The 22,737-nt window shown below is 59.1% G+C and carries 18 protein-coding genes; 10 read left to right on the top strand and 8 right to left on the bottom strand.

Annotated elements, in window-relative coordinates; translation table 11 throughout:
* Nucleotides 1-110 precede the first annotated feature (110 nt).
* A complete protein-coding gene (gene uvrB, locus ACLEIV_RS02010; RefSeq protein WP_410454987.1) occupies nucleotides 111-2,111 on the top strand; it encodes an excinuclease ABC subunit UvrB in 2,001 nt (666 codons plus the stop codon).
* A gap of 28 nt (nucleotides 2,112-2,139) precedes the next feature.
* Here uvrB and ACLEIV_RS02005 read toward each other — a convergent pair whose 3' ends face one another.
* The 3 genes from ACLEIV_RS02005 to corA form a co-directional block, all read right to left on the bottom strand.
* Nucleotides 2,140-3,465, bottom strand: a complete 1,326-nt coding sequence (locus ACLEIV_RS02005) for an alpha/beta hydrolase (protein WP_410454986.1) — start codon at nucleotides 3,463-3,465, stop codon at nucleotides 2,140-2,142.
* Between the two features lie 179 nt (nucleotides 3,466-3,644).
* Entirely contained in the window at nucleotides 3,645-4,112 is a 468-nt protein-coding gene (locus tag ACLEIV_RS02000) for a CreA family protein (protein ID WP_410454985.1), read from the bottom strand.
* Between the two features lie 24 nt (nucleotides 4,113-4,136).
* Nucleotides 4,137-5,084 carry a magnesium/cobalt transporter CorA gene (corA, locus tag ACLEIV_RS01995; protein ID WP_410454984.1) on the bottom strand — a complete coding sequence of 316 codons (948 nt, stop codon included), beginning with the start codon at nucleotides 5,082-5,084 and terminating at the stop codon, nucleotides 4,137-4,139.
* A 190-nt stretch (nucleotides 5,085-5,274) separates the two neighbouring features.
* Between corA and ACLEIV_RS01990 the strand changes: the two genes are divergently transcribed.
* Nucleotides 5,275-5,769, top strand: coding sequence for a DUF922 domain-containing protein (locus ACLEIV_RS01990; protein ID WP_410454983.1), 495 nt, complete (start codon nucleotides 5,275-5,277; stop codon nucleotides 5,767-5,769).
* A 338-nt stretch (nucleotides 5,770-6,107) separates the two neighbouring features.
* On the opposite strand, the gene mnmC is transcribed toward ACLEIV_RS01990, so the two are convergent.
* Nucleotides 6,108-8,099 carry a bifunctional tRNA (5-methylaminomethyl-2-thiouridine)(34)-methyltransferase MnmC2/FAD-dependent 5-carboxymethylaminomethyl-2-thiouridine(34) oxidoreductase MnmC1 gene (mnmC, locus tag ACLEIV_RS01985; RefSeq protein ID WP_410454982.1) on the bottom strand — a complete coding sequence of 664 codons (1,992 nt, stop codon included), beginning with the start codon at nucleotides 8,097-8,099 and terminating at the stop codon, nucleotides 6,108-6,110.
* A 105-nt stretch (nucleotides 8,100-8,204) separates the two neighbouring features.
* Between mnmC and fabB the strand changes: the two genes are divergently transcribed.
* Entirely contained in the window at nucleotides 8,205-9,419 is a 1,215-nt protein-coding gene (gene fabB, locus ACLEIV_RS01980; RefSeq protein ID WP_410454981.1) for a beta-ketoacyl-ACP synthase I, read from the top strand.
* A gap of 185 nt (nucleotides 9,420-9,604) precedes the next feature.
* On the opposite strand, the gene ACLEIV_RS01975 is transcribed toward fabB, so the two are convergent.
* The gene (locus ACLEIV_RS01975; protein WP_410454980.1) at nucleotides 9,605-10,336 is read right to left on the bottom strand and encodes a phosphatase PAP2 family protein; all 732 of its coding nucleotides are present in this window, start codon (nucleotides 10,334-10,336) and stop codon (nucleotides 9,605-9,607) included.
* Nucleotides 10,337-10,481: 145 nt separating this feature from the next.
* Between ACLEIV_RS01975 and ACLEIV_RS01970 the strand changes: the two genes are divergently transcribed.
* From ACLEIV_RS01970 to dedD, 6 genes are all read left to right on the top strand, one after another.
* Nucleotides 10,482-11,600, top strand: coding sequence for a 4-phosphoerythronate dehydrogenase (locus tag ACLEIV_RS01970; RefSeq protein WP_410454979.1), 1,119 nt, complete (start codon nucleotides 10,482-10,484; stop codon nucleotides 11,598-11,600).
* 143 nt (nucleotides 11,601-11,743) lie between these two features.
* Nucleotides 11,744-13,612 carry a FimV/HubP family polar landmark protein gene (locus tag ACLEIV_RS01965; protein WP_410454978.1) on the top strand — a complete coding sequence of 623 codons (1,869 nt, stop codon included), beginning with the start codon at nucleotides 11,744-11,746 and terminating at the stop codon, nucleotides 13,610-13,612.
* A gap of 91 nt (nucleotides 13,613-13,703) precedes the next feature.
* Nucleotides 13,704-14,498 carry a tRNA pseudouridine(38-40) synthase TruA gene (truA, locus tag ACLEIV_RS01960; protein ID WP_410454977.1) on the top strand — a complete coding sequence of 265 codons (795 nt, stop codon included), beginning with the start codon at nucleotides 13,704-13,706 and terminating at the stop codon, nucleotides 14,496-14,498.
* A gap of 281 nt (nucleotides 14,499-14,779) precedes the next feature.
* Nucleotides 14,780-15,643 carry an acetyl-CoA carboxylase, carboxyltransferase subunit beta gene (gene accD, locus ACLEIV_RS01955; RefSeq protein ID WP_410454976.1) on the top strand — a complete coding sequence of 288 codons (864 nt, stop codon included), beginning with the start codon at nucleotides 14,780-14,782 and terminating at the stop codon, nucleotides 15,641-15,643.
* Nucleotides 15,640-16,878, top strand: coding sequence for a bifunctional tetrahydrofolate synthase/dihydrofolate synthase (folC, locus tag ACLEIV_RS01950; RefSeq protein WP_410455090.1), 1,239 nt, complete (start codon nucleotides 15,640-15,642; stop codon nucleotides 16,876-16,878). Before accD ends, folC begins: the two co-directional genes overlap by 4 nt.
* A gap of 37 nt (nucleotides 16,879-16,915) precedes the next feature.
* Nucleotides 16,916-17,575, top strand: coding sequence for a cell division protein DedD (dedD, locus tag ACLEIV_RS01945; RefSeq protein ID WP_410454975.1), 660 nt, complete (start codon nucleotides 16,916-16,918; stop codon nucleotides 17,573-17,575).
* Nucleotides 17,576-17,722: 147 nt separating this feature from the next.
* Here dedD and aguA read toward each other — a convergent pair whose 3' ends face one another.
* Both aguA and aguB read right to left on the bottom strand, forming a co-directional pair.
* Complete coding sequence (aguA, locus tag ACLEIV_RS01940; RefSeq protein ID WP_410454974.1) at nucleotides 17,723-18,793, bottom strand: agmatine deiminase; 1,071 nt, start codon at nucleotides 18,791-18,793, stop codon at nucleotides 17,723-17,725.
* Nucleotides 18,793-19,683, bottom strand: coding sequence for an N-carbamoylputrescine amidase (aguB, locus tag ACLEIV_RS01935; protein WP_477529378.1), 891 nt, complete (start codon nucleotides 19,681-19,683; stop codon nucleotides 18,793-18,795). Before aguB ends, aguA begins: the two co-directional genes overlap by 1 nt.
* Before the next feature lie 302 nt (nucleotides 19,684-19,985).
* Here aguB and ACLEIV_RS01930 point away from each other — a divergent pair, with 302 nt between their 5' ends.
* Complete coding sequence (locus tag ACLEIV_RS01930) at nucleotides 19,986-20,888, top strand: LysR family transcriptional regulator (RefSeq protein WP_410454973.1); 903 nt, start codon at nucleotides 19,986-19,988, stop codon at nucleotides 20,886-20,888.
* 432 nt (nucleotides 20,889-21,320) lie between these two features.
* Here ACLEIV_RS01930 and ACLEIV_RS01925 read toward each other — a convergent pair whose 3' ends face one another.
* Nucleotides 21,321-22,643: a Na+/H+ antiporter family protein gene (locus ACLEIV_RS01925; RefSeq protein WP_410454972.1), complete on the bottom strand. Its 1,323-nt coding sequence runs from the start codon at nucleotides 22,641-22,643 to the stop codon at nucleotides 21,321-21,323.
* Between the last annotated feature and the right edge of the window lie 94 nt (nucleotides 22,644-22,737).

Raw genomic sequence — 22,737 nt, 5'->3', positions numbered from 1 at the left:
TCAAGGATAAAATGCGAATTTTGACCCTTAAGGCAATAGCGGCAGTTTTCGCTTAAATTTAGCGCTTCACAGGGGGTAAACTGGGGATCGAATCGAGAGGGGAGTGAGAAATGAGCAAAGATTTCCAACTGGTCAGCGAGTATCAGCCCGGAGGTGATCAGCCGACGGCGATTGCGCAACTGCTGGAGGGGATCGATGCCGGCCTGGCTCACCAGACCCTGCTCGGGGTGACCGGCTCGGGCAAAACCTTTACCGTGGCCAACGTCATTGCCGAGCTGAACCGACCCACCATGATACTGGCGCCCAACAAGACCCTGGCCGCTCAGCTCTATGGCGAGATGAAGGAATTCTTCCCTCATAATTCGGTGGAGTATTTCGTTTCCTACTACGACTATTATCAGCCCGAAGCCTATGTGCCGACGACAGATACCTTTATTGAGAAAGATGCTTCCATCAACGATCATATCGAGCAGATGCGGCTGTCGGCCACCAAGGCACTGATGGAGCGGCGGGACGTGATCATAGTGGCTTCGGTGTCGGCCATCTACGGTCTGGGTGATCCCCAGTCCTACCTGAGCATGATGCTGCACCTGCGCACCGGCGATGTGCTGAATCAGCGGGACATGCTGCGTCGGCTGGCGGAGCTGCAATACAGCCGCAACGACGCCGGTTTTCAGCGTGGTACCTTCCGGGTACGAGGGGAGGTGATCGATATCTTTCCGGCCGAGTCGGACAACCAGGCGGTGCGGGTCGAGTTGTTCGATGACGAAATCGAGCGCATCAGTTTGTTCGATCCCCTCACCGGTGGTGTGTCCAAAACGCTGGCGCGCTTTACCATCTATCCCAAGACCCACTACGTGACCCCGCGAGAAAAACTGCTCGGCGCCATCGAACATATCAAGGTGGAATTGCAGGCGCGCAAGGCGCAGTTGCTGTCGTCCAACAAATTGCTGGAAGAGCAACGGATCAGCCAGCGTACCCAGTTCGATATCGAGATGATTCAGGAGCTGGGCTATTGCTCGGGTATCGAAAACTATTCCCGTTATCTGTCGGGTCGGGGCGAGGGCGAGCCGCCGCCGACGCTGTTCGATTACCTGCCCGGTGATGGTTTATTGATCATCGATGAATCCCACGTCACGGTGCCGCAGATTGGCGGCATGTATAAAGGTGACCGCTCGCGCAAGGAAACCCTGGTGGAATATGGTTTTCGTCTGCCCTCGGCGCTGGACAACCGCCCGCTGCGCTTCGAGGAGTTCGAAGGTCTGATGCCGCAGACGGTATTTGTGTCCGCTACCCCCGGCCCCTACGAGCTGGACAAGTCCGGTGAGGATGTGGCCGAGCAGGTGGTGCGGCCCACCGGCTTGCTCGACCCGGTGCTGGAAGTGCGGCCGGTGGCCACTCAGGTGGACGACGTGCTGTCCGAGGCGCGGCTGCGCATCGCGCAAAACGAGCGGGTGCTGGTCACCACCCTGACCAAGCGCATGGCCGAAGATCTCACCGAATACCTGAACGATCACGGCCTGCGGGTACGTTACCTGCATTCGGATATCGACACCGTGGAGCGAATGGAGATCATTCGCGATCTGCGGCTGGGCGAGTTCGACGTACTGGTAGGCATCAACCTGCTGCGGGAAGGGCTGGACATGCCGGAAGTGTCTCTGGTGGCCATTCTGGATGCGGACAAGGAAGGCTTCCTGCGCTCCGAGCGGTCGCTCATTCAGACCATAGGCCGGGCCGCCCGTAACCTGAATGGTAAGGCCATTCTCTATGCGGACAGGGTGACCCGTTCCATGGCCGCGGCCATGAGTGAAACCGAGCGCCGGCGGGAAGTACAACGGCAGTTCAACGAAGAGAATGGCATAGTGCCGAAGGGGCTGACCAAGGGCGTGACCGATGTGATGGACCTGGACGGCAGCCGCCGCATCGGCTCCAAACGTGCCAAAGACAAGACACCGCGGCCGGAGCACCTGCCCACGGCCAAGGAACTGGACCGCCACATCACCGAGCTGGAAAAAACCATGCTGGAGCAGGCCCGCAACCTGGAATTCGAACAGGCCGCGGCCACCCGGGATCGCATACATGAACTGCGCGAGCAGCTTATTCGCAGTTGAGCGAAGGGGCAACATCAGGCCGGACGGCTTACCATTGCCCTTTAAGCTCTGTCGCGGCGGCTTGCCGAACCTTTTCGGGGTAGTCGGGCGCCAGGTACCAGATTCCTTCCAGCTCGGTCGGCGTCAGCCCCCGGCGATGAGGCGGCAAGTCGGTTCGCATCAGAAAAATGATATCGCTGCTCATCCACGGATGGCGATACCAATAGTGATGACCGGTTATATCGAAACCGCGTACTTCCTGGCCGAAGGAAACATCGATGATTTCCACGTTGCTCAGCTGGTGTTCTATGATAAACCTATCCTCAATTGCTTCGGCCCCCGTGGAGCCGGCACGGACCTCTCCTCCCATGAATTGTTTCGCTGCTTTCAAGGCGTTGTCATCGTCGGTCACGGTGATCACCACCTGATCTGCCAACTCGCTGATGGCCGGCAGCCGGTCAAGAAACTGGTTGATGCCCACATCGGTTGCCGCGAAAATCACAGAGGCGATTCTGAAGGTCTCCTTGAGCTGCCTTGCATTCAACTCGGCATAGTCCCGGCGTATTTCAAACAAGGCCTTGGAGGCCACCTTGCCACCGGCGCTGTAGGCCAGAATATTGATGTGCTCGGCCTTGCTGTGCTCGGCCAGCAGCGTCAGCAGCTCCTTTAGCGCCAGGCTCGAATGCCGGGCTCGACGCACGTCGATTCCCAAAAGATAAAAGAGAATGTTCTGATGCGAGGGCCAGGCAAAAGCCAGCCCAACAAAGTCCCTGCCGGAAAAATGCTCGATTTCGGCGGTCAGAATAGCAGCGTTGGCAAATCCGACTTTGGTACCGTGTACATAAACCATGATTTCTTTATCGACCGATGCGTCGAGTTCCCGGTTGATGGCATTGATGAACCCTTGCTGATCTGGTGAAAGAGGATGAGTAGAGCGAGCGGTACCGATCGGTATGCGGGCGGTTTCGGTGAGGCGTTCGAGGGTGAGTGGCACAGGTACGAGAGGCTTTTCGACCAGCGATGATGCCAGCAACTCACTCCAGCTGGCATTTGGTTCTCCCATTCGGATAATGGCTTCACCCAGATGAAGGGAAGTGTCCACGGCATTACCGTAATGCAGCCCACGCTTCGAGACGAGAGGGGCCCGGTTGGTGGCATAAAAAATATGAGTCCGGGTACTTTTATGCTTTGTGGTCAGGTGCGAAAAAGGATCGATGGCCCCGTTCTGGTAGAGAACCGGCGTAGGCATCAGGGTTAAATTTTTCTGTGTCGAACAGCCAGACAGTATTAACCCGAGCAGAAGCAGACAAGCGTGCCAGCACCACGGCCACGGCCCAAATCCATGTATTACGGCGGTAATCTTGGCGGGTATCATGAAGGCTCTCCCGAGACGAAACTGGCTATATTAGGTTTAGTCCTTAATGGCGAACTCCGTGAAGCGGAGATTAAAACGCGGGTCTGTTGTGCTTACCGGTTTGCTGGATGAGGTGATTTCGGGCAGGGGAGAGCAAGGGGGCCGCTTCACGGCGAAGCGACGGGCCTTGCTTATTCGGATTATGGTTGTACGGGTGCCTGGTAGGCGGCGGATCCCCACAGGGGCACGGTGGACATGGAATGCTTGAAGCTGCCCTCGGTTTCCTTGGTGCTGTAGGCGATATACAGCAGGCTCTGGCTGCCCGGATCGTAGATGCGCCGGATTTTCAGACTTTTCAGGAAGATACTCTTCGATTTCTTGAACACGATATCGCCGCTCTTCGACTTGTCGATGGCCGCTATCATGGCGGGAGTGATCTCGCCGGTCTGGCGGCAGCTGATTGACATGTCGGACGGATCGGCCAGGCTCAGATCGGCCACCACATCGGAAATATGACAGGTCACGCCGGGCACGCCCGGATCGGTCAGTACTTCTATCTTGATGTCCTTGGTGGTGAACAGGCCCAGGGATACATCGCCCACTTCATTATTGTCGCAGCCGGTGAGGGCGAGGGCAGTCAAACCGCCCAGCATCAGTTTTTTCCACATATCGGACTCCTCGTACTGGTGAAATTACAGCCAGCCTTTGCGTTTGAAGAAATAATAGGTACCACAGGCAGACATCAGCATCATCACCAACGACATGGGGTACCCGTAATCAAAACCAAGCTCGGGCATGATTTCAAAGTTCATGCCGTAAATACTGGCGATCAGGGTCGGGGGTAAAAACACCACGGCGGCCACCGAGAAAATCTTGATCACCTTGCTCTGCTCCAGGCTGGTAAAGCCCATGGCCGCTTCCAGCTGAAAGTTGATCTTGTCGAACAGAAACTGGGTGTGGGGCAGCAGCGATTCGATGTCGTAGAGCATTTCGTCGATCCATTTTCGTTGCTCGTCGTTACCGCTTTGGCGAAAAGAACGCTTGATGAAACGCAGCGCCCGCCGGGTATCGTACAGGGCCAGACGGATATGGCCGTTGCCGTCTTCCTGCAGCATCAGATCCGACATGGTGGTGCGCAAGTCGCTTACATGCAGCACCTGCTTGGCGGTGGCTTCCAGGGTCTTGTAGCCGTCTTCGATCAGGTCGGAAATATATTCGATTTTGAGCTGAAAAATTTCCAGCAGCAGATCGGGCGCGTCTTTCGCTTCCAGCCGGTCCTGACGCATGTAGTGACGCAGCAGCCGCATCAGGCCGAGATCGTCTTCCCGAAAACTGATCAGCATGTCTTTACGCAAGGTAAAGAGCACGTTGATACCGTCGATCTCCTTGCCCATACGCTGGGGAAACAGCGAATGAATGTGCAAGCCGTCCTTGTCCCGGTAAAAACGGGCCGAGGCCTCGATGTCGTCGAGCTCGTCGATCTCCGGTACTTCTTCCACAAACAGCTGCTTCATCCAGCGTTGTTCTTGTTCGTCCGGTTTGAGAATATCCAGCCACAGGGTGTTGGGAGGTAAGGTGTCCTCCAGGTTGAGCGGCTGAATGTCGAGAGATTTTCCATTCAGGGTATAGGCTGTGATCATGCAGCTCTCCAACCAGTAAACAATGACTTGCACTATATAGAGGCGCACACCGGATGTCAGGTAATCGGTGGGTTGACCTCGTTTTTTGGCGTTTATTTTATCAGAACAGGAGTAGACTCAAATGACTTGGCTCTGTGTCCGGCCTATAATGATGAGATCCCGCCATCAGAGCCCCCATCGGAGAGCTATCGTGAAACCAAGCTGTTGTGCCTTGATATTGTTGCTGGCGATGCCCGCAACGGCCGACATGACACTGAAGGCACGGCAAACGGTGGATATTTATGGCTCCAGCGCCCTGGAGCCAAACCTGGCCGATGTGGATTATCGATTGACCTGGCAGCTGTCGGGGGAGCAAACCGAGGCGGGCTGTCTGCCGTCCCAGGTGCTGGTCTCGTTGACCGCGACCGTGACCGAACCCCTGGAATGGCCGCAGACCCCCGCCTGGCAGAACTATCGGCTGGCACTCACCGCCTACGAGCGGCTGGTGCGGGAACGGGCCCTGCTGTCGGGAGAATGGCTGGAACGTTCACTGTTCGACATCGCGGCGCAATCGAATTGCGAGCAGTTGCGTCAGGTGGCAGACAACGTCGGTTATCACCAGCTCGACATCGCCCGCACCCTGTTACGAGATTTTCAGCAGCAGAACGATTACGGCCGCAACCTGGGGCTTATTCGTCCGGAGTAGGCCTTACTCCAATCCCAGTTATGATCTGAGCATCTTTTAGACCCAGGCTCCAGAGGCAACACAGCCACCTCCCTTGACACGCTACGGATAAATGATACTCACAGTTTCAACCTGCTGCGAACATGCACCGGATGTTCGGTCAGGTTGAAACCGTTCGTCACGGCGAGACAGGCTTGCCCCCTGTAAGCCCGGACATGTCATCTGACCGCCATGGATGGCGGGAATGCCGGAACGGCAGGAGCATTTTTTGGCCCTGGCATGTCACGGTCGTGGGAGCGGGCCCTTTGTTCGGGATTGATATGACAATCAAATAGATCGACTGTTTAATGAGATAGATGTTATTCCACCGGTTTTCCTTTCAGCAGCTTGCGCACCCAATGTCGATTGGGGTTAAGCACCGCCAATTGTGCCTGTGACAGCGGGTAGGGCTCGTCCAGCAACTGAGCCGCCATCAGCTCGGCCAGCAAGGGTGCCGAACACAAGCCCCGTGAGCCCATCCCCGACATCACATACAGCCCCGCATGATCTTCCGCCAGCGGTAATGCTTCCCACTTTCGACGTGGCATCTTGTCATATTGCGCCAGTTGCCGTGCTTTATCCGGCGCGGCGCCGGCCAGCGGCAGATGATCGCGACAGGCGGCGCGCACACTCACCCGGCCGTCACCGGCCTTGGGCGTCAGATCGTCGAGCGCGGGCAGGGTACGTACCAGCTTGTGCAGGTTGTCCTGCTCGTCTTGCTCCCGATAATCCAATGCGGACTGTCTGCGACCATAGCTGGCGCCGACGCAGTGTGTTCCTTGCCAGGCGGGAGTGAGATAACCTTCGTAGCAGACCACGGTTTTCAATGCCGTTAGCGAGGGGCTTGAAGGCTGGTAATTGACCTGGCCCCGTACCGGCGACAGCGCCAGGGCGCTGGTCTGCGGCCATTTTGTCACTTCGTGGCCGTTGGCCAGTACCACATTATCGGCATAGAAGGTTTCGGCCTCGGTGGTGAGGTACCATTGATTATTTTCCCGTGCCAGCGTTTCGACCCGGGTCTGATAGTGGCAGTCCAGCAGACCGCTTTTTTTCGCCTCGGCCAGCAGGGCGGCGGTCAGTTCGAAGGGACAGACCCAGCCCCCCAGCGGATACTCGATACCGGGCAGGTTGGCTGCAATACCGGTGCGCGCGTTTACCTGCCCGGCGGTTAATGGCTGCAGCAGTGCAGACGGAAACCGACTGGCCAGCAGCTTGTCGATTTTGGCGGCGCTTTTGTCGTTGTAAGCCAACTGGACCACACCACACCAGTCATGGCCGAAGGCGTGCCGCTCGGCCAGGGCCGGCAGGGCCCGACGTCCGAAGAGAAAGGCCTGCATAAAAAACTGGCTCAGGCAGTCGTGTTCGCCGTTAAGCAGCGGATAAATGGCGGCCTGGCGGTTGCCCGAGGCGCCCATCGCCGGGGCTTCATTCTGCTCGAGCAGGGTCACCCGCTGGCCGCGGCGGGTGAGGGCATGGGCCAGGCTGGCACCGGCGATGCCGGCCCCGACAATCAGGGTATGGCCGGACCGACCCGGTCGGCGCCAGAACCAGGGCGTGGGGTAGGGCGCGCGATTATTACTGCAACGCACGCCTGCCAGCATTTCCCGTTTGCGACCAAAGCCCTTGACCCGAGCCACCTTGAAGCCGGCTTCGTTCAGCCCGCGGCGAACGAAACCGGCGGCGGTAAAGGTGGCCAGGGTGGCGCCATGACGAGCCAGACGTGCCAGTTGCCGGAACAGTTGTGGCGTCCACATCTCCGGATTCTTGCTGGGCGCGAAGCCGTCCAGATACCAGGCGTCCACCTTGCCGGCCAGACCCGCCTCCATCTGAGGCAGTACTTCGGCCACGTCTCCCAGCCATAAATCCAGGCATACATTTTCGTCCAGCCAGAGTCGGTGGCAGCCGTTAACGGCGGGAGGATATTCAGCTAACAAACGTTCGCTTAAAATGCTAAGCTCTGGCCATTGGTCTAGTGCCTGCTGCAGATCGGCGTGGGTAAGCGGAAACTTTTCCACGCTGATCAGGTGGAGGCGCCGGGCGTTACCTTGCGGATGCTGCCGACGATAGTCGATAAAGGCCTGCCAGGTGGCCAGCACGTTCAGGCCGGTGCCAAAGCCGGTTTCGGCCACCACGAACAATGACCTGTCGTGGCTAATCCAGCGGTCGGGCAGGGCATTGTGACCCAGAAACACATAGCGGGTTTCGGCCAGACCATCGTCATTAGAGAAGTAGACATCGTCGAACGCAGCGGCAACCGGCGTGCCCTGGTCGTTCCAGTCCAGACTTGCGGTTGTAATGAAGTGGGGTGACACTGAACCTCCGGGGCCGTAAAAACGGTCATTTTATGTGAAAGCAGACCAGTTTGACCATGTTTTGTGGTTAGAATTGGCGCCAAATCAAGACAGTAGGAAAGATAGATGAGAAGAGCAGTCATTACCGGTATCGGCGTGGTATCCAGCATTGGTAACAATCAGGAAGAGGTTCTGGCCTCACTCAAGGCGGGCCGCTCCGGTATTAGCTTCTCCCAGCAGTTTGCCGATCATAACCTGCGTAGTCAGGTATGGGGGAATGTTAATCTGATCCCGTCCGAGCATATCGATCGTAAAGTCATGCGCTTTATGGGCGATGCCGCCGCCTTTGCCTATCTTTCCATGGAGCAGGCGATCGCCGATGCGGGCCTTGACGAGTCCATGGTATCCAACGAGCGCACCGGCCTGGTCGCTGGCTCCGGTGGCGCTTCCTCCAAGAATCAGATTGAAGCCTGTGACATTCTGCGGGAAAAAGGCGTGCGCCGTGTAGGGCCTTACATGGTGCCGCGTACCATGTCGTCCACCACCTCGGCCTGTCTGGCGACCCCCTTCAAAATCAAGGGTATCAACTACACCATCAGTTCCGCCTGTGCCACCTCTGCACACTGTATCGGCCATGCGCTGGAGCAGATCCAGCTGGGCAAGCAGGACATCGTCTTCGCCGGTGGCGGTGAAGAAGTAGACTGGACCCTGGCCCTACAGTTCGATGCCATGGGCGCCCTGTCCAGCAAATACAATGAGACCCCGGAACTGGCTTCCCGTACCTACGATGCGGGCCGTGACGGCTTCGTTATCTCCGGTGGCGGCGGCATGGTGGTGGTGGAAGAACTGGAGCATGCTCTCAAGCGTGGTGCTAAGATCTACGCCGAAATCACCGGCTACGGTGCCACTTCCGACGGCTACGACATGGTGGCTCCGTCCGGCGAAGGTGCCGTGCGCTGTATGCAGCAAGCCATGGCCACGGCGCCGGCCCCGGTGCAGTACATCAACACCCACGGCACTTCTACTCCGGTCGGTGACGTCAAGGAGCTGGAAGCCATCAACAACCTGTTTGGCGACAAGGCCCCTTACATCTCTGCCACCAAGGCGATGACCGGCCATGCGCTGGGGGCGGCCGGTGTGCACGAGGCGGTGTATTCGCTACTGATGCTGCAGCACGGCTTTATTGCCCCGAGCATCAACATCACCGAACTGGACGAGAAGGCCAAAAATCTGCCTATCGTTACCGAATACAAAGAAGCCGAGCTGGACACCGTCATGTCCAACAGCTTCGGTTTCGGCGGCACCAACGCCAGCCTGGTATTCAGCAAGTACAAAGGCTGATAGACAGGTAATACCACAGTAAAAAGGGCGCTTCGGCGCCCTTTTTGTGTTTCCAGCTCTCGCTCCGAAAATGTATCCCGGGCGCAGCAAGGAATACCAGGGAGTCCCGTATCGTCTCCCTCGCGAAGGTGGGGTTCATGGCCTGATGCGCAAGCCGTCATGCATTTCGTAGAGCTGCCGACTCGTCAGCGCCGATCCCAGCGAATAAAGGCCCAGGCGCCGAGTACGCCGAACATCACCCCCAGCAGACTGCTGGCCAGAATATCCACCGGCCAGTGCAGGCCCAGCAACAGCCGCGAATAACATACCGCCACCGCCCAGGTGGTCAAGGCGCCGATAAGCCAGGGGGAACGACGTCGATAAAGCAGCAACAGGCAATAGAAGGCGGCGATGGTCATGGCGGCAATGGAGTGGCCGGAGGGGAAGGAGTAACTGACTTCATCCTGCCAGTGCAACTTGAGCCAACCCGGTACCTGACGCTCCGGCATTTCTTTCAAACCATCGGCCAGCCATTGTTCCCGTATCGCGGGTAGTTGGGCATAAAAACGGTCGCTGTCGGCGAGTCGTCCTTTTTCAGCCAACCACAGTACATAAGGGCGGGGCTCTTTGAAGTACTGCTTGGCCAGCGTTTTGGTGACAAAGGCGCTGCCCAGCGCGGCCATCAGGCAGAAAAAAAACATCAGTAATATGCCGGGTCTGTGCCGCCAGCGGTGCAAGACCAGCAGGCTCAGGCCGACAAGGGTGATGACGATGCCGACCTTGCCGACCGACAGGGTCAGCCCATAGGCCAGCAGGGCTGGGGCATCATCCAGATCCAGCAGTGGGAACCAGTGCCAGTGCCATTGGTAGCCCATGCTGGCGATGGCGACCGGCAATACCAGTATCGCCAGTACCGTGAACAGTAACCGTGCTGTCATGAAAAGAAGTCGTCAGAAAGGAAAGCGATGATTCTAGCAAAACGGCGGGCCGATGGAAGCTGAAGCCCACCGCAACTCGGGGTACAATGAGTCGCTATTCGGGGAGCTCGTCATTCAAGGGGCCCGTCATTCAAGGAAATAGTCGATGAAATTGCTGGCCGATGAAAATATGCCCTTCGTGCAGGAACTGTTTGGTGACGGGGCCGAGATAGTGACTTGCCCCGGGCGGGAGATCAGGCCCGAGCAGTTGCGTGATGTGGATGTATTGCTGGTGCGTTCCATTACCCGGGTGGATGCCGCCCTGTTGGCCGAGGCCGAACGGCTGAGCTTTGTGGGCACCGCCACCATTGGTTGCGATCATATCGATACCGAGCTGTTGGCCCGGCGGGGCATCGCCTTTGCCAGTGCGCCGGGTTGCAACAAGGTCGCGGTGGGTGATTATGTGCTGGCGGCCTTGCTGCGGGTGGCTGGGCACAAGGGCTGGTCGCTGAAGGATAAAACCCTGGGTGTGGTGGGGGTTGGCAATACCGGTGTCGAAGTGGCCGCACGAGCCCGGGCACTGGGCATGACAGTCCTCTTGTGTGATCCGCCGAGGGCATTGAAGGACACGACAGCGTTTGTCGGTTTTGAACAGGCACTGGGCGCCGATATCGTCAGTTTTCATGTCCCCCTGACTCACGGCGGTGATCATCCAACTTGGCACCTGCTGGATCAGGACGCGATCGCCGGGCTGAGTGATGACCAGGTACTGATCAACGCCTGCCGGGGCGATGTATGGGACAACCGGGCCTTGCTGGCCCGGCAACAATTAGCTCACCAACAGGGTTCCTCTCAGCTGACCCTGGTGATGGATGTGTGGGAGCATGAGCCCGAGGTGCTGGCCTCACTGGTGCCTCATGTCTTGCTGGCCACTCCTCATATCGCCGGCTATAGCCTCGAAGGCAAGGCGAGGGGTACCTTTGCTCTCTACCGGGCCTTGTGCGAGCAGCAGCAGGTGAGTATGCGACATACCCCCGAGCAGTTGTTGCCACCGCCGCCGATAGGCGCCGTGTATCTGAACCAGGCGCCGGATCAGGCATTGGTGGCAAGTCTGGTGCGGTTAGTGTACGACATAGAGCAGGACGACACCGCTTTTCGCCAGGCCCTGGGCCAGCCGGGCTTTTTTGACCGATTGCGCAAGCAGTATCCCCAGCGTCGCGAGCTGGGCTCCGTACTACTGTCGGGAATGACCGACGCTGGCGAAGCATTGGGCTTTAAAGTTTGAAGGCCGGGTGCCGATAGCCGGTTAATAGAGAAAGCGGACAGATAAGTTCCTATTGGCACTGTTTTTTTCTACACTGGTGACATAGCCCGCCTCGACCGCCGGACGAACCGGTTCCGCGTCAGGAAAAGGATACAAGAGACATAATGAAACGATTCAGACCCCATATCGGTTTTGGTCTGGCCGGGTGGCTGGCCTGCATAGCCCCGGCAATGGCCCAGAGTGAATTCTATATCGAACTCAGAGGGCCGGAATCGGCGTCACCTGCACCTGCCGCCGCGCCGGTTCAGCCGTCAGCCTCTCAGCCGTCAGCCTCTCAGCCGGTGGCGAGCCCCGGCCGTTACGGCCCGGTGCAGAGCACCGATACCCTCTGGGCCATTGCCGCCCGCCATACCCGGGCGCCGGTGACGGTGCAGCAGACCATGGTGGCGCTCTACCACCTCAATCCCCAGGCGTTTGTGCGCGGTAATATCAATTACCTGCAGCGTGGTGCGCGCTTGCGGCTGCCGACAGAGTCGCAGGCTCGCCAGCGCTCGCCGCGTGACGCCGAGGTGGAGTTTCGCCGTTTAAGCCGACAGGGTAACCGCAGCGTAACGCGGGCCGCCACCGCCCCGAAACCTGCTCCGACAGCGAAACCTGCGCAGGCTGTCGCCCGGCCGAGGCCGGTGTCACCCGCCGTGGTCACGCCGGCGCCAGATGAGTTGCCCGTGCAGGAGACGCCTCCAGTGGCGGCGGTGCCGCCGGTGCAGCAGGCGACCGTGCCAGCCAGTACGATTACCCGGTCGGCCGATAGCGACGCCAGTGGACTAAGTGAGCCCAAGGCGGCCCCGGTTGTGCCTGCGGTCATCGCTCCCCCTCCGGCGCCAGAACAGGCCGAAGAGATGGCGTTGTCCCGGCTGCAGCTGCAACTGATGGACGAGCTACGTGAACAGGTTGCCATGTCCAACGAGCAGCTGGCTAACCTGGCGGATAACAATCAGCTACTGCGTCAAGGTCTGACCCGGTTAACGGCCGAGGTGGAAGAATTGAAACAGGGCCGGGCCGCAGAGGCAGCGCCCGAGTCTGCGCCCAGCCAGGCCGGCATGGGTAACGAACTATTGTCCAATCCGCTGAATCTGGCGCTGATACTGACTTTGCCGGCCTTGTTGTTGCTGGCGATGTTTACCCTGTGGTGGCGTAAGCGAGTACGGCGGGATCTGGCCGAGCAGGAGCAGGAGTTGTCCGAGAGCACCTCGGCGATGATGGACGACGAGCGCAACGAGTTTGATGACTTGTTCTCTGCCGAACCGGAACCCGAGCCGACGGTTGCCACCGAACCGGAATCCGGGCCTATGGCTGTTGATTTGCCGGCGCAGGAAATCGACGAAGATGCCTTCGCCCGGTTCCTCGAAGAGCAACAGCGGATGGAAGAGGACGAAGCCGAACCGATGGCGTCGACGTCCGAGGCGGCCGTGACGTCCGAGGCGCTGTCAGAGACGTTGTTCGATGACGAAGTCGCGTTGGCAGACAGTCGCAGTCAGCTCACCGGCAAGGGCGCCGAGGAGCTGCTGTTCGAAGATGAAATGGCGGCAGACGATACTCCACCGGAGACGCAGGTACCAAGCGACGATATTGATGAGCTGCTGCTCAATACCGAAGCGCCGGCGCCGGCCGAGGAACAGAGTGCACCCCTGGAACCCGAGCCGACATTACAGCAGCAGGCTGTCGATACCGATTATGTCTCGGTGGACCAGCTGATGGCCGAAGCGGATCTGAGTGACGGACCTGAGCGTGAATTTGAGCGCAAACTGGATCTGGAGCTGGATGACTATGCCGGTGTGCTCGGGCAGGGGCAGAGTGTGGATATCGATCTCGATGAGGGAGGCATGGGCGCCAAGCTGGATCTGGCTCGGGCCTATATCGAAATCGACGATATCGACAGCGCACGCGAACTGCTGAACGAGGCGCTGGAACGGGGCAATGAAGAACAACAGAGCGACGCACAAAAGCTGTTGCAACGGTTGGCCAGGCGCTGATTTCCTTTCACCGGCCTCGTTCCGAGGCCGGTTCTTCAATTTGACTCGGTAACGGGTATAATTGCCGTCCTTTTTACCCTTGGAACTGATTATGCGCATTGCCCTTGGCATCGAGTATGACGGCAGCCGTTATTATGGCTGGCAACGGCAACGAGAAGTCCCCAGCGTTCAGGCTGAGGTGGAAAAAGCCTTGTCCAGAATTGCCGATCATCCGATTAGCATACAGTGTGCCGGCCGCACCGACGCCGGTGTGCACGGTACCGGCCAGGTAGTGCACTTTGATACCCATGCCGACAGGCAGGCCGGAGCCTGGACCCTGGGCATGAACGCGAATTTGCCGTCCGATATTGCGGTGCGGTGGGTCAAGACGATGGGTGACGACTTTCACGCGCGCTTCAGCGCCACCGCCCGTCGCTATCGCTACATTATTTTCAACCACAATATGCGGCCCGCCATTCATGGTAGCGGCGTCAGCCATTATGTGGGTGATATTGATGTGCAGAAAATGCATGAGGCGGGCCAGTATCTGCTGGGCGAGCACGACTTTACCTCTTTTCGTGCCATGCAGTGCCAGTCGCATAGCCCCAATCGCAACATCATGCACCTGACCGTACAGCGCTATGGTCATTATGTGGTGCTCGACATCAAGGCCAACGCCTTTGTGCATCATATGGTGCGCAACATTACCGGCACGCTGTTGAAGGTGGGGATGGGAGAAGAAAGTGTTGCCTGGGTGCAGGAAGTACTGGAAGGGCGCGACCGTAACCTGGCCGGGCCCACCGCCAAGGCGGGCGGACTTTATCTGGTGGCGGTAGACTACCCGGAGCACCATGGGTTGCCGGATGCTCCTCCGGGACCATTATGGCTACCGGATCAGTTGCGCTGATCGGGGTAGGACCAGTACCGGCAGGCTTAAGTTTTTTATCAACGCGCATGCAGATATATGGTTTAATGCCAGCCATAACGCCTCGGGCGCCCCGAAAGGGAACGCCCGGCAACCAGGCTGGCAGAGGGCGGGGTAACGGCGAGCAGCACCGGGTAACGGTGATGGTAGGCCGATTACCGAACGTCCAATCTGACCAGACTGCGTGATAACGATGCAATTGTCTTGCAATAACCATGCAGTGACAAAGCTGCAATAACGATGCAATAACGCTAAGGATTTCCATGAGTTGGCTTGAGAAAATTCTTCCCAAGAATAAGAACATCGGTGTTCGTCGTCATAACATTCCGGAAGGGGTCTGGACCAAGTGCGCCAATTGCGAGCAGGTTTTGTACCGTGCCGAGCTGGATCGCAACCTGGAAGTCTGTCCCAAGTGCGATCACCACATGCGCATTGGCGGTCGGATGCGACTGGACAAGTTCCTCGATCAGGATGGTCGTGTCGAGCTGGGTGCCGAACTCGAGCCCCAGGATGTGCTCAAGTTCAAAGACTCCAAGAAATACAAGGACCGCCTCAGCGCCGCTCAGAAAAACAGCAACGAAAAAGACGCCATAGTGGTGATGACCGGCACCCTCAAAGGCCTGCCGGTGGCGGCCTGTGCCTTTGAATTCTCCTTCATGGGCGGCTCCATGGCTTCGGTAGTGGGGGCGCGCTTTATCAAGGCGGTTGATGCCTGTATCGCAGAAAACCGGGCCCTGGTGTGTTTCTCCGCCTCCGGTGGTGCCCGCATGCAGGAAGCCCTGTTCTCACTGATGCAGATGGCCAAGACCAGTGCCGCACTCAATCGTTTGTCACAGGCGGGTCTGCCGTATATCTCGGTGCTGACCGATCCGACCATGGGTGGCGTATCTGCCAGTCTGGCGATGCTGGGCGATGTGAACGTCGGCGAGCCCAAGGCACTGATCGGTTTTGCCGGTCCGCGCGTCATCGAACAAACGGTACGGGAAAAACTGCCCGAAGGTTTCCAGCGCAGCGAATTCCTGCTGGAGCATGGCGCCATCGACATGATTGTCGATCGTCGTGAAATGCGCGACAAGCTGGCAGGACTCATCGGCAAGTTGATGAATCAGGAGCCGGCCGAGTTCTGATGAGCAGCCTCGTGGACTCTCGCAGCCGATCGCTTGCCGACTGGCTGGTCGTACTGGAAAGCCTCAACATGGCTCATATCGAGCTGGGGCTGGAGCGCATGGCGCTGGTGGCCGGCAGGCTGGATCTGCTCAGCCTGCCAAGCCATGTGATCACCGTCGGCGGCACCAACGGTAAGGGCACCACCTGCGCCCTGCTCGAGGCCATGCTGCGCGCCGGTGGTCATAGCGTCGGTGTCTATTCGTCTCCTCATCTGGTCGATTATCGCGAACGGGTGCGTATCAACGGTGTCAGCCCGGCGGCAGACGCCTTTTGTGCCGCCTTTGCCGCGGTAGAAACGGCCCGGGCCGAGGTGGCACTGACCTACTTCGAGTTCACCACCCTGGCGGCGCTGTGGCTGTTCCGTGATGCGGCGCCCGAGGTGGTGTTGCTGGAAGTGGGGCTGGGTGGCCGGCTGGATGCCACCAATGTGGTGGCGTCGGATCAGACGGTGGTCACCACGGTGGCGCTCGATCATACCGACTGGCTGGGCTTTGACCGGGAAAGCATCGGCTTCGAAAAAGCCGGTATTTTCCGCGCCGGCAAGCCGGCGGTGTGCGGCGATGCTCACCCTCCGGCCAGCCTGCTGGTCCATGCCGAGCAGCTGGGAACCCCGCTGAGTTGCACCGGGCGGGATTATCAATGGCAGGCGCTGGATGATGAGTGGTGTTTTCAGGGCCTGGGCCTGAGTCTGGACACCCTGCCGTTGCCGAGTCTGCCGCTGATGAACGCGGCAACGGCATTGGCGACCCTGGCGTTGTCGCCGTTTTCCCTCGATATCGAGGCGATAAAGACGGGGCTGCAACAGGCCAGCCTGAGCGGCCGCCTGCAGCAGCTGACACCCAGGCTGTGGGTGGACGTGGCCCATAACCCGGAGTCGGCCGGCTACCTGGCCAGCCGGCTAGCCGGTATCAAGGGCGGCGGTCGCTGCCTGGCTGTGGTGGCCATGCTCAAGGACAAGGACATTGCCGCCAGCCTGGCCCCCTTGCGTGACCTGGTCGACGACTGGTATCTGGCCAGTCTCGGCGGCCCTCGCGGTGCCAGTGCGGCCGAGCTGGCCGAACGGCAAGCGGGCACCTGTTTCGACTCGGTCACGGCTGCATTGGCGGCGGCAGAAGCGCAGGCGGATGAGCAGGACATCATCATCGCCTTCGGCTCCTTCTTTACCGTTGCCGAGGTGCTGGCGAGCAGAAGATAACCAACGGCATAACTGGCAGCAAGTGAGGAAGGGCGCTTTGGCGACACAATTTCAGCATCGATTAGTGGGTACCGTCATTCTGGTGGCGCTGGGCGTTATTTTTCTGCCCGATCTGCTGGATGGCAAACAACAGCTGGTCCCCGATGAGGCGGTCACCATACCGCTGCGCCCGGAACTCGAACCGGCCCGCCCCGTAGTGATGGCACCGCCCGCCGCCGAGCAGCAGACGGACGGTGAGCAGGTAACGGCCGGCCAGCCGGTGTCGGCGGAGGCCAAGCCGGAGGTCTGGTCGCTGGAACAGGCCAAAGAGGCACCGCCGGTGGCGCCTAAGCCGGTCTCTAAGCCAGAGCCGAAACCAGAACCTAAACCCGAGCCGAAACCCGTACCTGCGCCCAGGCCGGCCCCGGTGGTGAAACCCGCACCGATCATAAAACCGGCACCGGTCATTACGCAGGTAGCGCCGCAGCAGGGAGACTATGTGGTTCAGCTGGGAGCGTTTCGCAATGCGGATAACGTCAATGCGCTGGTCAGAAAACTGCGAGCATCCGGTTATCGGGCTCAGACCACCCCGTCGGTACCCCGTCAGGGTGAGCTGAACCGGGTCTGGGTGGGGCCCGACAGCAAAGCACGTCTGGAACAGCAATTGTCGGCGCTGGAGCGGCTCACCGGCCTCAAGGGCAGCGTGCGGCCCCAGTAGTGCGATAACCGCGATTGCGATACAAAAAAGCCCCGTTAACCGACTCGGTTAACGGGGCTTTTTATTGCGATATCATCATCTGTCGATACCACTTGCGTCGGCAGGCCCTGCGAAGCATGGGCACCTCCATACGCCTCACGCCCGGTGTTACACCGCCGGGATCTGCTGGGTGATGCAATGGATATTGCCGCCGCCGAGCAGGATTTCCCGGGTCGGAACCCCGACCACTTCCAGCTCCGGGAAGATGGTTTCCAGTATCCGGCGGGCCTCGTCGTCGGTACGCTCGTCCAGCAGCGGAAACACCAGCCGGTTGTTGGTGATCAGGAAATTGACATAAGAGGCCGCCATCCGCTCATCGGCAACCCTGGGCACACCGGCGCCGGGAGCCACGCCGGCGGCTTCCTGCCTGGTGATAAACAGGGGGCCGGGCTGGGGCAGTTTCCATATCTTCAAGGCGCGCCCCCTGGCGTCCCGGGCCTGGCTCAGCACCTTGTATGCCGCCTGTGAGCGGGCATACTGAGGATCACTCTTGTCATCGGTCCAGTGCAGTATTACCTCACCGGGGCGGGCGAAACAGGCCATGTTGTCGATGTGGCCATTGGTTTCGTCCAGATAGACCCCGTGCGGCAGCCAGATAAAATGGCTGACGCCCAGGTACTCTCTCAGCTGCTGCTCTATGTCTTCCCGGGTGTAGTCCGGATTGCGATTGGGGTTGAGCAGACACTCGGCGGTGGTCAGCAGGGTGCCTTCGCCATCCACGTGAATGGAGCCGCCTTCCAGCACCAGTGGTGCCTTGTGCACCGGCAGTTGCTGATGGGCCAGCATGGCGCCGGCCATGGCCTGATCCTTTTCCCAGGGATAATAGAGGCCTTCTTCGTGGCCGCCCCAGGCGTTGAACATCCAGTCGATGCCGGCGGCCTCGCCTTTGCCGTTGATGACCACGGTAGGACCGGTATCCCGGGCCCAGGCGTCGTCGCTGTCGATGGCCACCAGGTTGATCTGTGGCGGCATCAATTGCCTTGCCTTGTCCATTTCTTCTGCCGGTACCGCCATATATACAGGCGTGGCGGCGGCAATGGCCTCGGCCAGCCTGGCAAAGGTGGCCTGAGCCGGTTTACCCTGCTCGCGCCAGTTATCGGGCCTGTGCGGCCAGATCATCCATACCGCCTGCTGGGGAGCCCATTCGGCGGGCATGTGAAAACCCTTGAGTGCGTCCATCAGCGACCTCCCTGCTGCTTGCCGTCGGAGGTCTGCAGGGTGTGATACATGGCCGGACGGCGATCCCGGAACAGGCCCCAGCTGATACGGGTTTTGGCGATGTCTTCCAGATCGAAGCTGTGCACCAGCACGCCTTCGGTGGTCTTGTCTGCCTGTGCCACCAGCTCACCGAACTGATCGGCGATAAAGGAAGAGCCGTAGAAGGTCATCTCGAGGCCGTCGATGTATTTGCTCTGTTCGGTACCGATACGGTTGGAGGCGATGACCGGTACCAGGTTGGCGGCGGCATGGCCTTGCTGGGTACGGGTCCAGTGCGGCTGGCTGTCGATCTCGGGATAGGCGGGCTCGGAGCCGATGGCGGTCGGATAGAAAATCAGCTCGGCACCCATCAGCGCCAGGCTGCGGGCGGTTTCCGGGAACCACTGATCCCAGCAGATGCCCACGCCAATTTTGGCATAGCGGGTCTGCCACACCTTGAAGCCGGTGTCGCCGGGGGTGAAGAACTGTTTTTCCTGATAGGCCGGACCATTGGGAATATGGGTCTTGCGGTACAGATCCAGCACGCTGCCATCGGCGTCGATCACCACCAGGGAGTTGTAATAGGCGTTACCGGCTTTCTCGAAGAAGCTCAGCGGCAGCACCACGGCCAGCTCTTTGGCCAGCGCCTGAAAATGACGGATCAGCGGGCTGTTGTCGACGTCATGAGCCAGGGCGAAGTGCTCGGGGCTCTGGTCGATGCAGAAATAGGGCGTTTCGAACAGTTCCTGAATAAGGATAATCTGTGCCCCCTGGGTGGCTGCTTCACGTACCAGCTTATCGGCACGATTGATGTTTTCTTCTTTGTTCCAGCTGCAGGCCATCTGGGTAGCGGCCACGGTAACCATTGCCATAATCAACTCCTTAACTCGTTAAATTGTCAGCATATTGTAGCTGGGGGAGGAGAAAGGGATCTGCTCCGCCGACCGTAACATGCTCCTGCCTTTCCGGCATTCCCACCGTCCCTGACGGTCAGATAGCATGTCCGATCTTGCATGGATGTATTCGCAGCGAGTCGGCGGGGCTGTTCCTTTGGTCGACGTGCTGCGCGTCACTCATTTATCAACAACTCGACCCTTCAGATCGCAGTGTGCCCCTTGCGTTATCATCCATCAAATGAATAGTATTAATTTAATTATTTATCTGGTGAATAAAGATGAAGCTGCATCAGCTCGACCTTAACCTGTTGCTGGCCTTTGATGCCCTCATGACCCAGCGCAACGTCACCCGGGCGGCCCAGCAGTGTTTTATCAGCCAGCCCGCCATGAGTCATGCGCTTAACCGGCTGCGACAGTTTTTCGAAGATCCGCTGCTGGTGCGCAGCGCCACCGGCATGCAGCCGACCGGACGGGCCCAGGCCCTGCATCAGGCCGTGCGGCAGGCCCTGGAGCTGCTCGAACAGGAGCTGGGGCGGGAAGACAGCTTCGTACCGGCTACCTCGAACCGACGTTTCGTGCTCAGCACTACCGATTACGTCGAGTGTGTGCTGATCCCGCCCCTGATCCGCCGTTTGCAGACCGAAGCCCCGGGCGTGCGTATCGAAATCGGGATACTGCGGGACCGGCTACCCGAGCAGGCGCTGGCCAACGGCGAGGTGGATCTGGTGCTGGGTTTCGATGAATACATGCAGGTACCGGGATCGCTGCGTACCGAAACCTGGCTGACCGAGCCGCTGGCGGGGCTGGTGGCGCGGGAGCACCCGGTGGTGACCGAGCAGATAACCCTGGCGCAGCTGACCGGGCTGCCCCATGTGTTTCATTCACCTCTGGGCACCCGGGAGTCCATCGTCGATACCTGGCTGGCAAGCCAGGATCTGAAACGCAGCATCTCGGTCAACAGCCAGAGCTACATGTCGGCGGCGGCCATCGTCAGTCAGAGTGATCACCTGCTGATTCTGCCCCATAAGGTGGCAGAAATGCTGGCCGAGGCGCTGCCGCTGAAACGGGTAACACTGCCGGAAGATCTGCCGGCCTATCATCTCAACTGCGTCTGGCATCCGCTACACGACCGCCAGCCGGCATTGCAGTGGCTACGGGGCCTGCTGCGCTCCCTGATCTGACGTGGCGATAGATGTGAGATGTGATATCAATCCCACGAAACAAATGATCGGCGTAAACGTCGGACAAAAGGCCCGCTCCGCTGACTCGCTCAAGCACCTCCTTGTGACGCTCAGCACATGACATCCCTGTCATGTGATGGTCGACGGAGCAGATCCCTTTGCCCTCCTTGATGCCCCGGCGTCTGTTGGCGTTATCATCCGATGACTCAGAGGTTAAAAATAGGCGGCAGGGATTGCCTCAGCCGACCGTCAAATACCAGGGATGGTATTTGCTGAGCGGCCCATGGATGGGCCAGAAGCGTGTCGGAGGAGGCAACCCTGTTGCCTCTTTGCACGCCATAAGCTGTGAGATCTGGCAGGCAGAAAAATGCCGGGGCTTGCCCGGCATGAAATTGTGGTCGTGCAGATGTCGCTGTTTTACGTGTTCGTGGCTTAAAGCACCATGGCCGCAACCCAGCCGAAACCGACCAGCGGCAGGTTGTAGTGCAGGAAGGTCGGTACTACCGAGTCCCATATGTGATCGTGCTGGCCATCGGCATTCAGGCCCGAAGTGGGGCCCAGGGTGGAGTCGGAGGCGGGAGAGCCCGCATCACCCAGGGCGCCGGCGGTGCCGATAATGGCCAGGGTCGCCAGCGGCGAAAAGCCCAGCGCTATGCACAGCGGCACATAGATGGGGGCGATAATGGGAATGGTGGAAAACGACGAGCCGATGCCCATGGTGATAAAGAGCCCCACCACCAGCATGGCCAGGGCCGCCAGTGCCTTGTTGTCACCCAGCACCGAGTCGACCGCCTGTACCAGGGAGCCGATGCCGTCGGTCGCCTTCATCACGGCGGCAAAACCGGCGGCGGCAATCATGATAAAGCCGATCAGCGACATCATCTTCACCCCCTGGGTAAAGGCGTCCTGACTTTCCTTGTATTTGATGACGCCACCCAGGGTGAAAATCACGAAGCCGACCATGGCGCCGAGAATGATGGAGTCGCTGTACAGCTGCAGGCTCAGGGCGCTCAGAATGGCCACTACGGCGATGCCGATATGGAAAACGTTGATCTGAATATGCTCGGGCTCGACAGCCAGTATCTTGCTTTCATCATAAAGGCGCGGCTTGCGGTAGCTGATGAACAGGGCCACCAGCAATCCCAGGAACATGCCGCCAACCGGAATGGCCATGGCGGTGGGCAGCATCGACTTGCTCACGGCCACGCCGTTTTCGATCAGGTTAGCCAGCAGGATGTTATTGAGAAAAATACCGCCAAAGCCGACCGGCAGCATCATGTAGGTGGCGGTCAGGCCGAAGGTCAGCACACAGGCCACGGCACGACGATCCAGTTTGAGCTTGGCCATCACATGCAGCAGCGGCGGCACCAGGATGGGAATAAAGGCGATATGAATGGGGATCAGGTTCTGGGATGAAATGGCGACCAGCAACAGGGCGCACAACAGCATGGCCTTGATCCACAGTACGCGGCCGGCCGTGGCGTTCTGGCCCAGGGCCTTGATGACCTTGACCGCCAGTAAATCGGTAATGCCGGAGCGGGCAATGGCCACGGCAAAGGCGCCCAGCATGGCGTAGCTCAGGGCGATGGTGGCACCACCACCGAGACCATCGGCAAAGATTTTGGCGGCGTCGGTCAGTAACAGGCCACCGACCATGCCACCGACCAGGGCGCTGAGGGCGAGAGAGATCACCACGTTGATGCGTAGCAGGCTAAGGGCCAGCATCAGGCAGACGGCGACGACAACAGGATTCATTGAATATCCTTATGGTATTTTTTTGCAGAGGAAAACTAAGGGGGGCTAGTTTGCGAATTCAGCCCGGAATGTCGAGCTTTTTTGTCGACAATCT

The sequence above is a fragment of the Oceanisphaera submarina genome (assembly GCF_046521305.1).
Taxonomy (GTDB): domain Bacteria; phylum Pseudomonadota; class Gammaproteobacteria; order Enterobacterales; family Aeromonadaceae; genus Oceanimonas; species Oceanimonas submarina.
This window is presented reverse-complemented; position numbering and strand designations above follow the sequence as displayed.

Coding starts and splice junctions, on each gene's coding strand:
- ACLEIV_RS01975 (WP_410454980.1), bottom strand. CDS start 10,336: ATGACAGCACGGTTACTGTTCACGGTACTGGCGATACTGGTATTGCCG.
- ACLEIV_RS01930 (WP_410454973.1), top strand. CDS start 19,986: ATGAAGCTGCATCAGCTCGACCTTAACCTGTTGCTGGCCTTTGATGCC.
- truA (WP_410454977.1), top strand. CDS start 13,704: ATGCGCATTGCCCTTGGCATCGAGTATGACGGCAGCCGTTATTATGGC.
- corA (WP_410454984.1), bottom strand. CDS start 5,084: ATGATCACAGCCTATACCCTGAATGGAAAATCTCTCGACATTCAGCCG.
- ACLEIV_RS01970 (WP_410454979.1), top strand. CDS start 10,482: ATGAAATTGCTGGCCGATGAAAATATGCCCTTCGTGCAGGAACTGTTT.
- accD (WP_410454976.1), top strand. CDS start 14,780: ATGAGTTGGCTTGAGAAAATTCTTCCCAAGAATAAGAACATCGGTGTT.
- ACLEIV_RS01925 (WP_410454972.1), bottom strand. CDS start 22,643: ATGAATCCTGTTGTCGTCGCCGTCTGCCTGATGCTGGCCCTTAGCCTG.
- fabB (WP_410454981.1), top strand. CDS start 8,205: ATGAGAAGAGCAGTCATTACCGGTATCGGCGTGGTATCCAGCATTGGT.
- ACLEIV_RS01965 (WP_410454978.1), top strand. CDS start 11,744: ATGAAACGATTCAGACCCCATATCGGTTTTGGTCTGGCCGGGTGGCTG.
- ACLEIV_RS02000 (WP_410454985.1), bottom strand. CDS start 4,112: ATGTGGAAAAAACTGATGCTGGGCGGTTTGACTGCCCTCGCCCTCACC.
- uvrB (WP_410454987.1), top strand. CDS start 111: ATGAGCAAAGATTTCCAACTGGTCAGCGAGTATCAGCCCGGAGGTGAT.
- aguA (WP_410454974.1), bottom strand. CDS start 18,793: ATGGACGCACTCAAGGGTTTTCACATGCCCGCCGAATGGGCTCCCCAG.
- ACLEIV_RS02005 (WP_410454986.1), bottom strand. CDS start 3,465: ATGATACCCGCCAAGATTACCGCCGTAATACATGGATTTGGGCCGTGG.
- aguB (WP_477529378.1), bottom strand. CDS start 19,683: ATGGCAATGGTTACCGTGGCCGCTACCCAGATGGCCTGCAGCTGGAAC.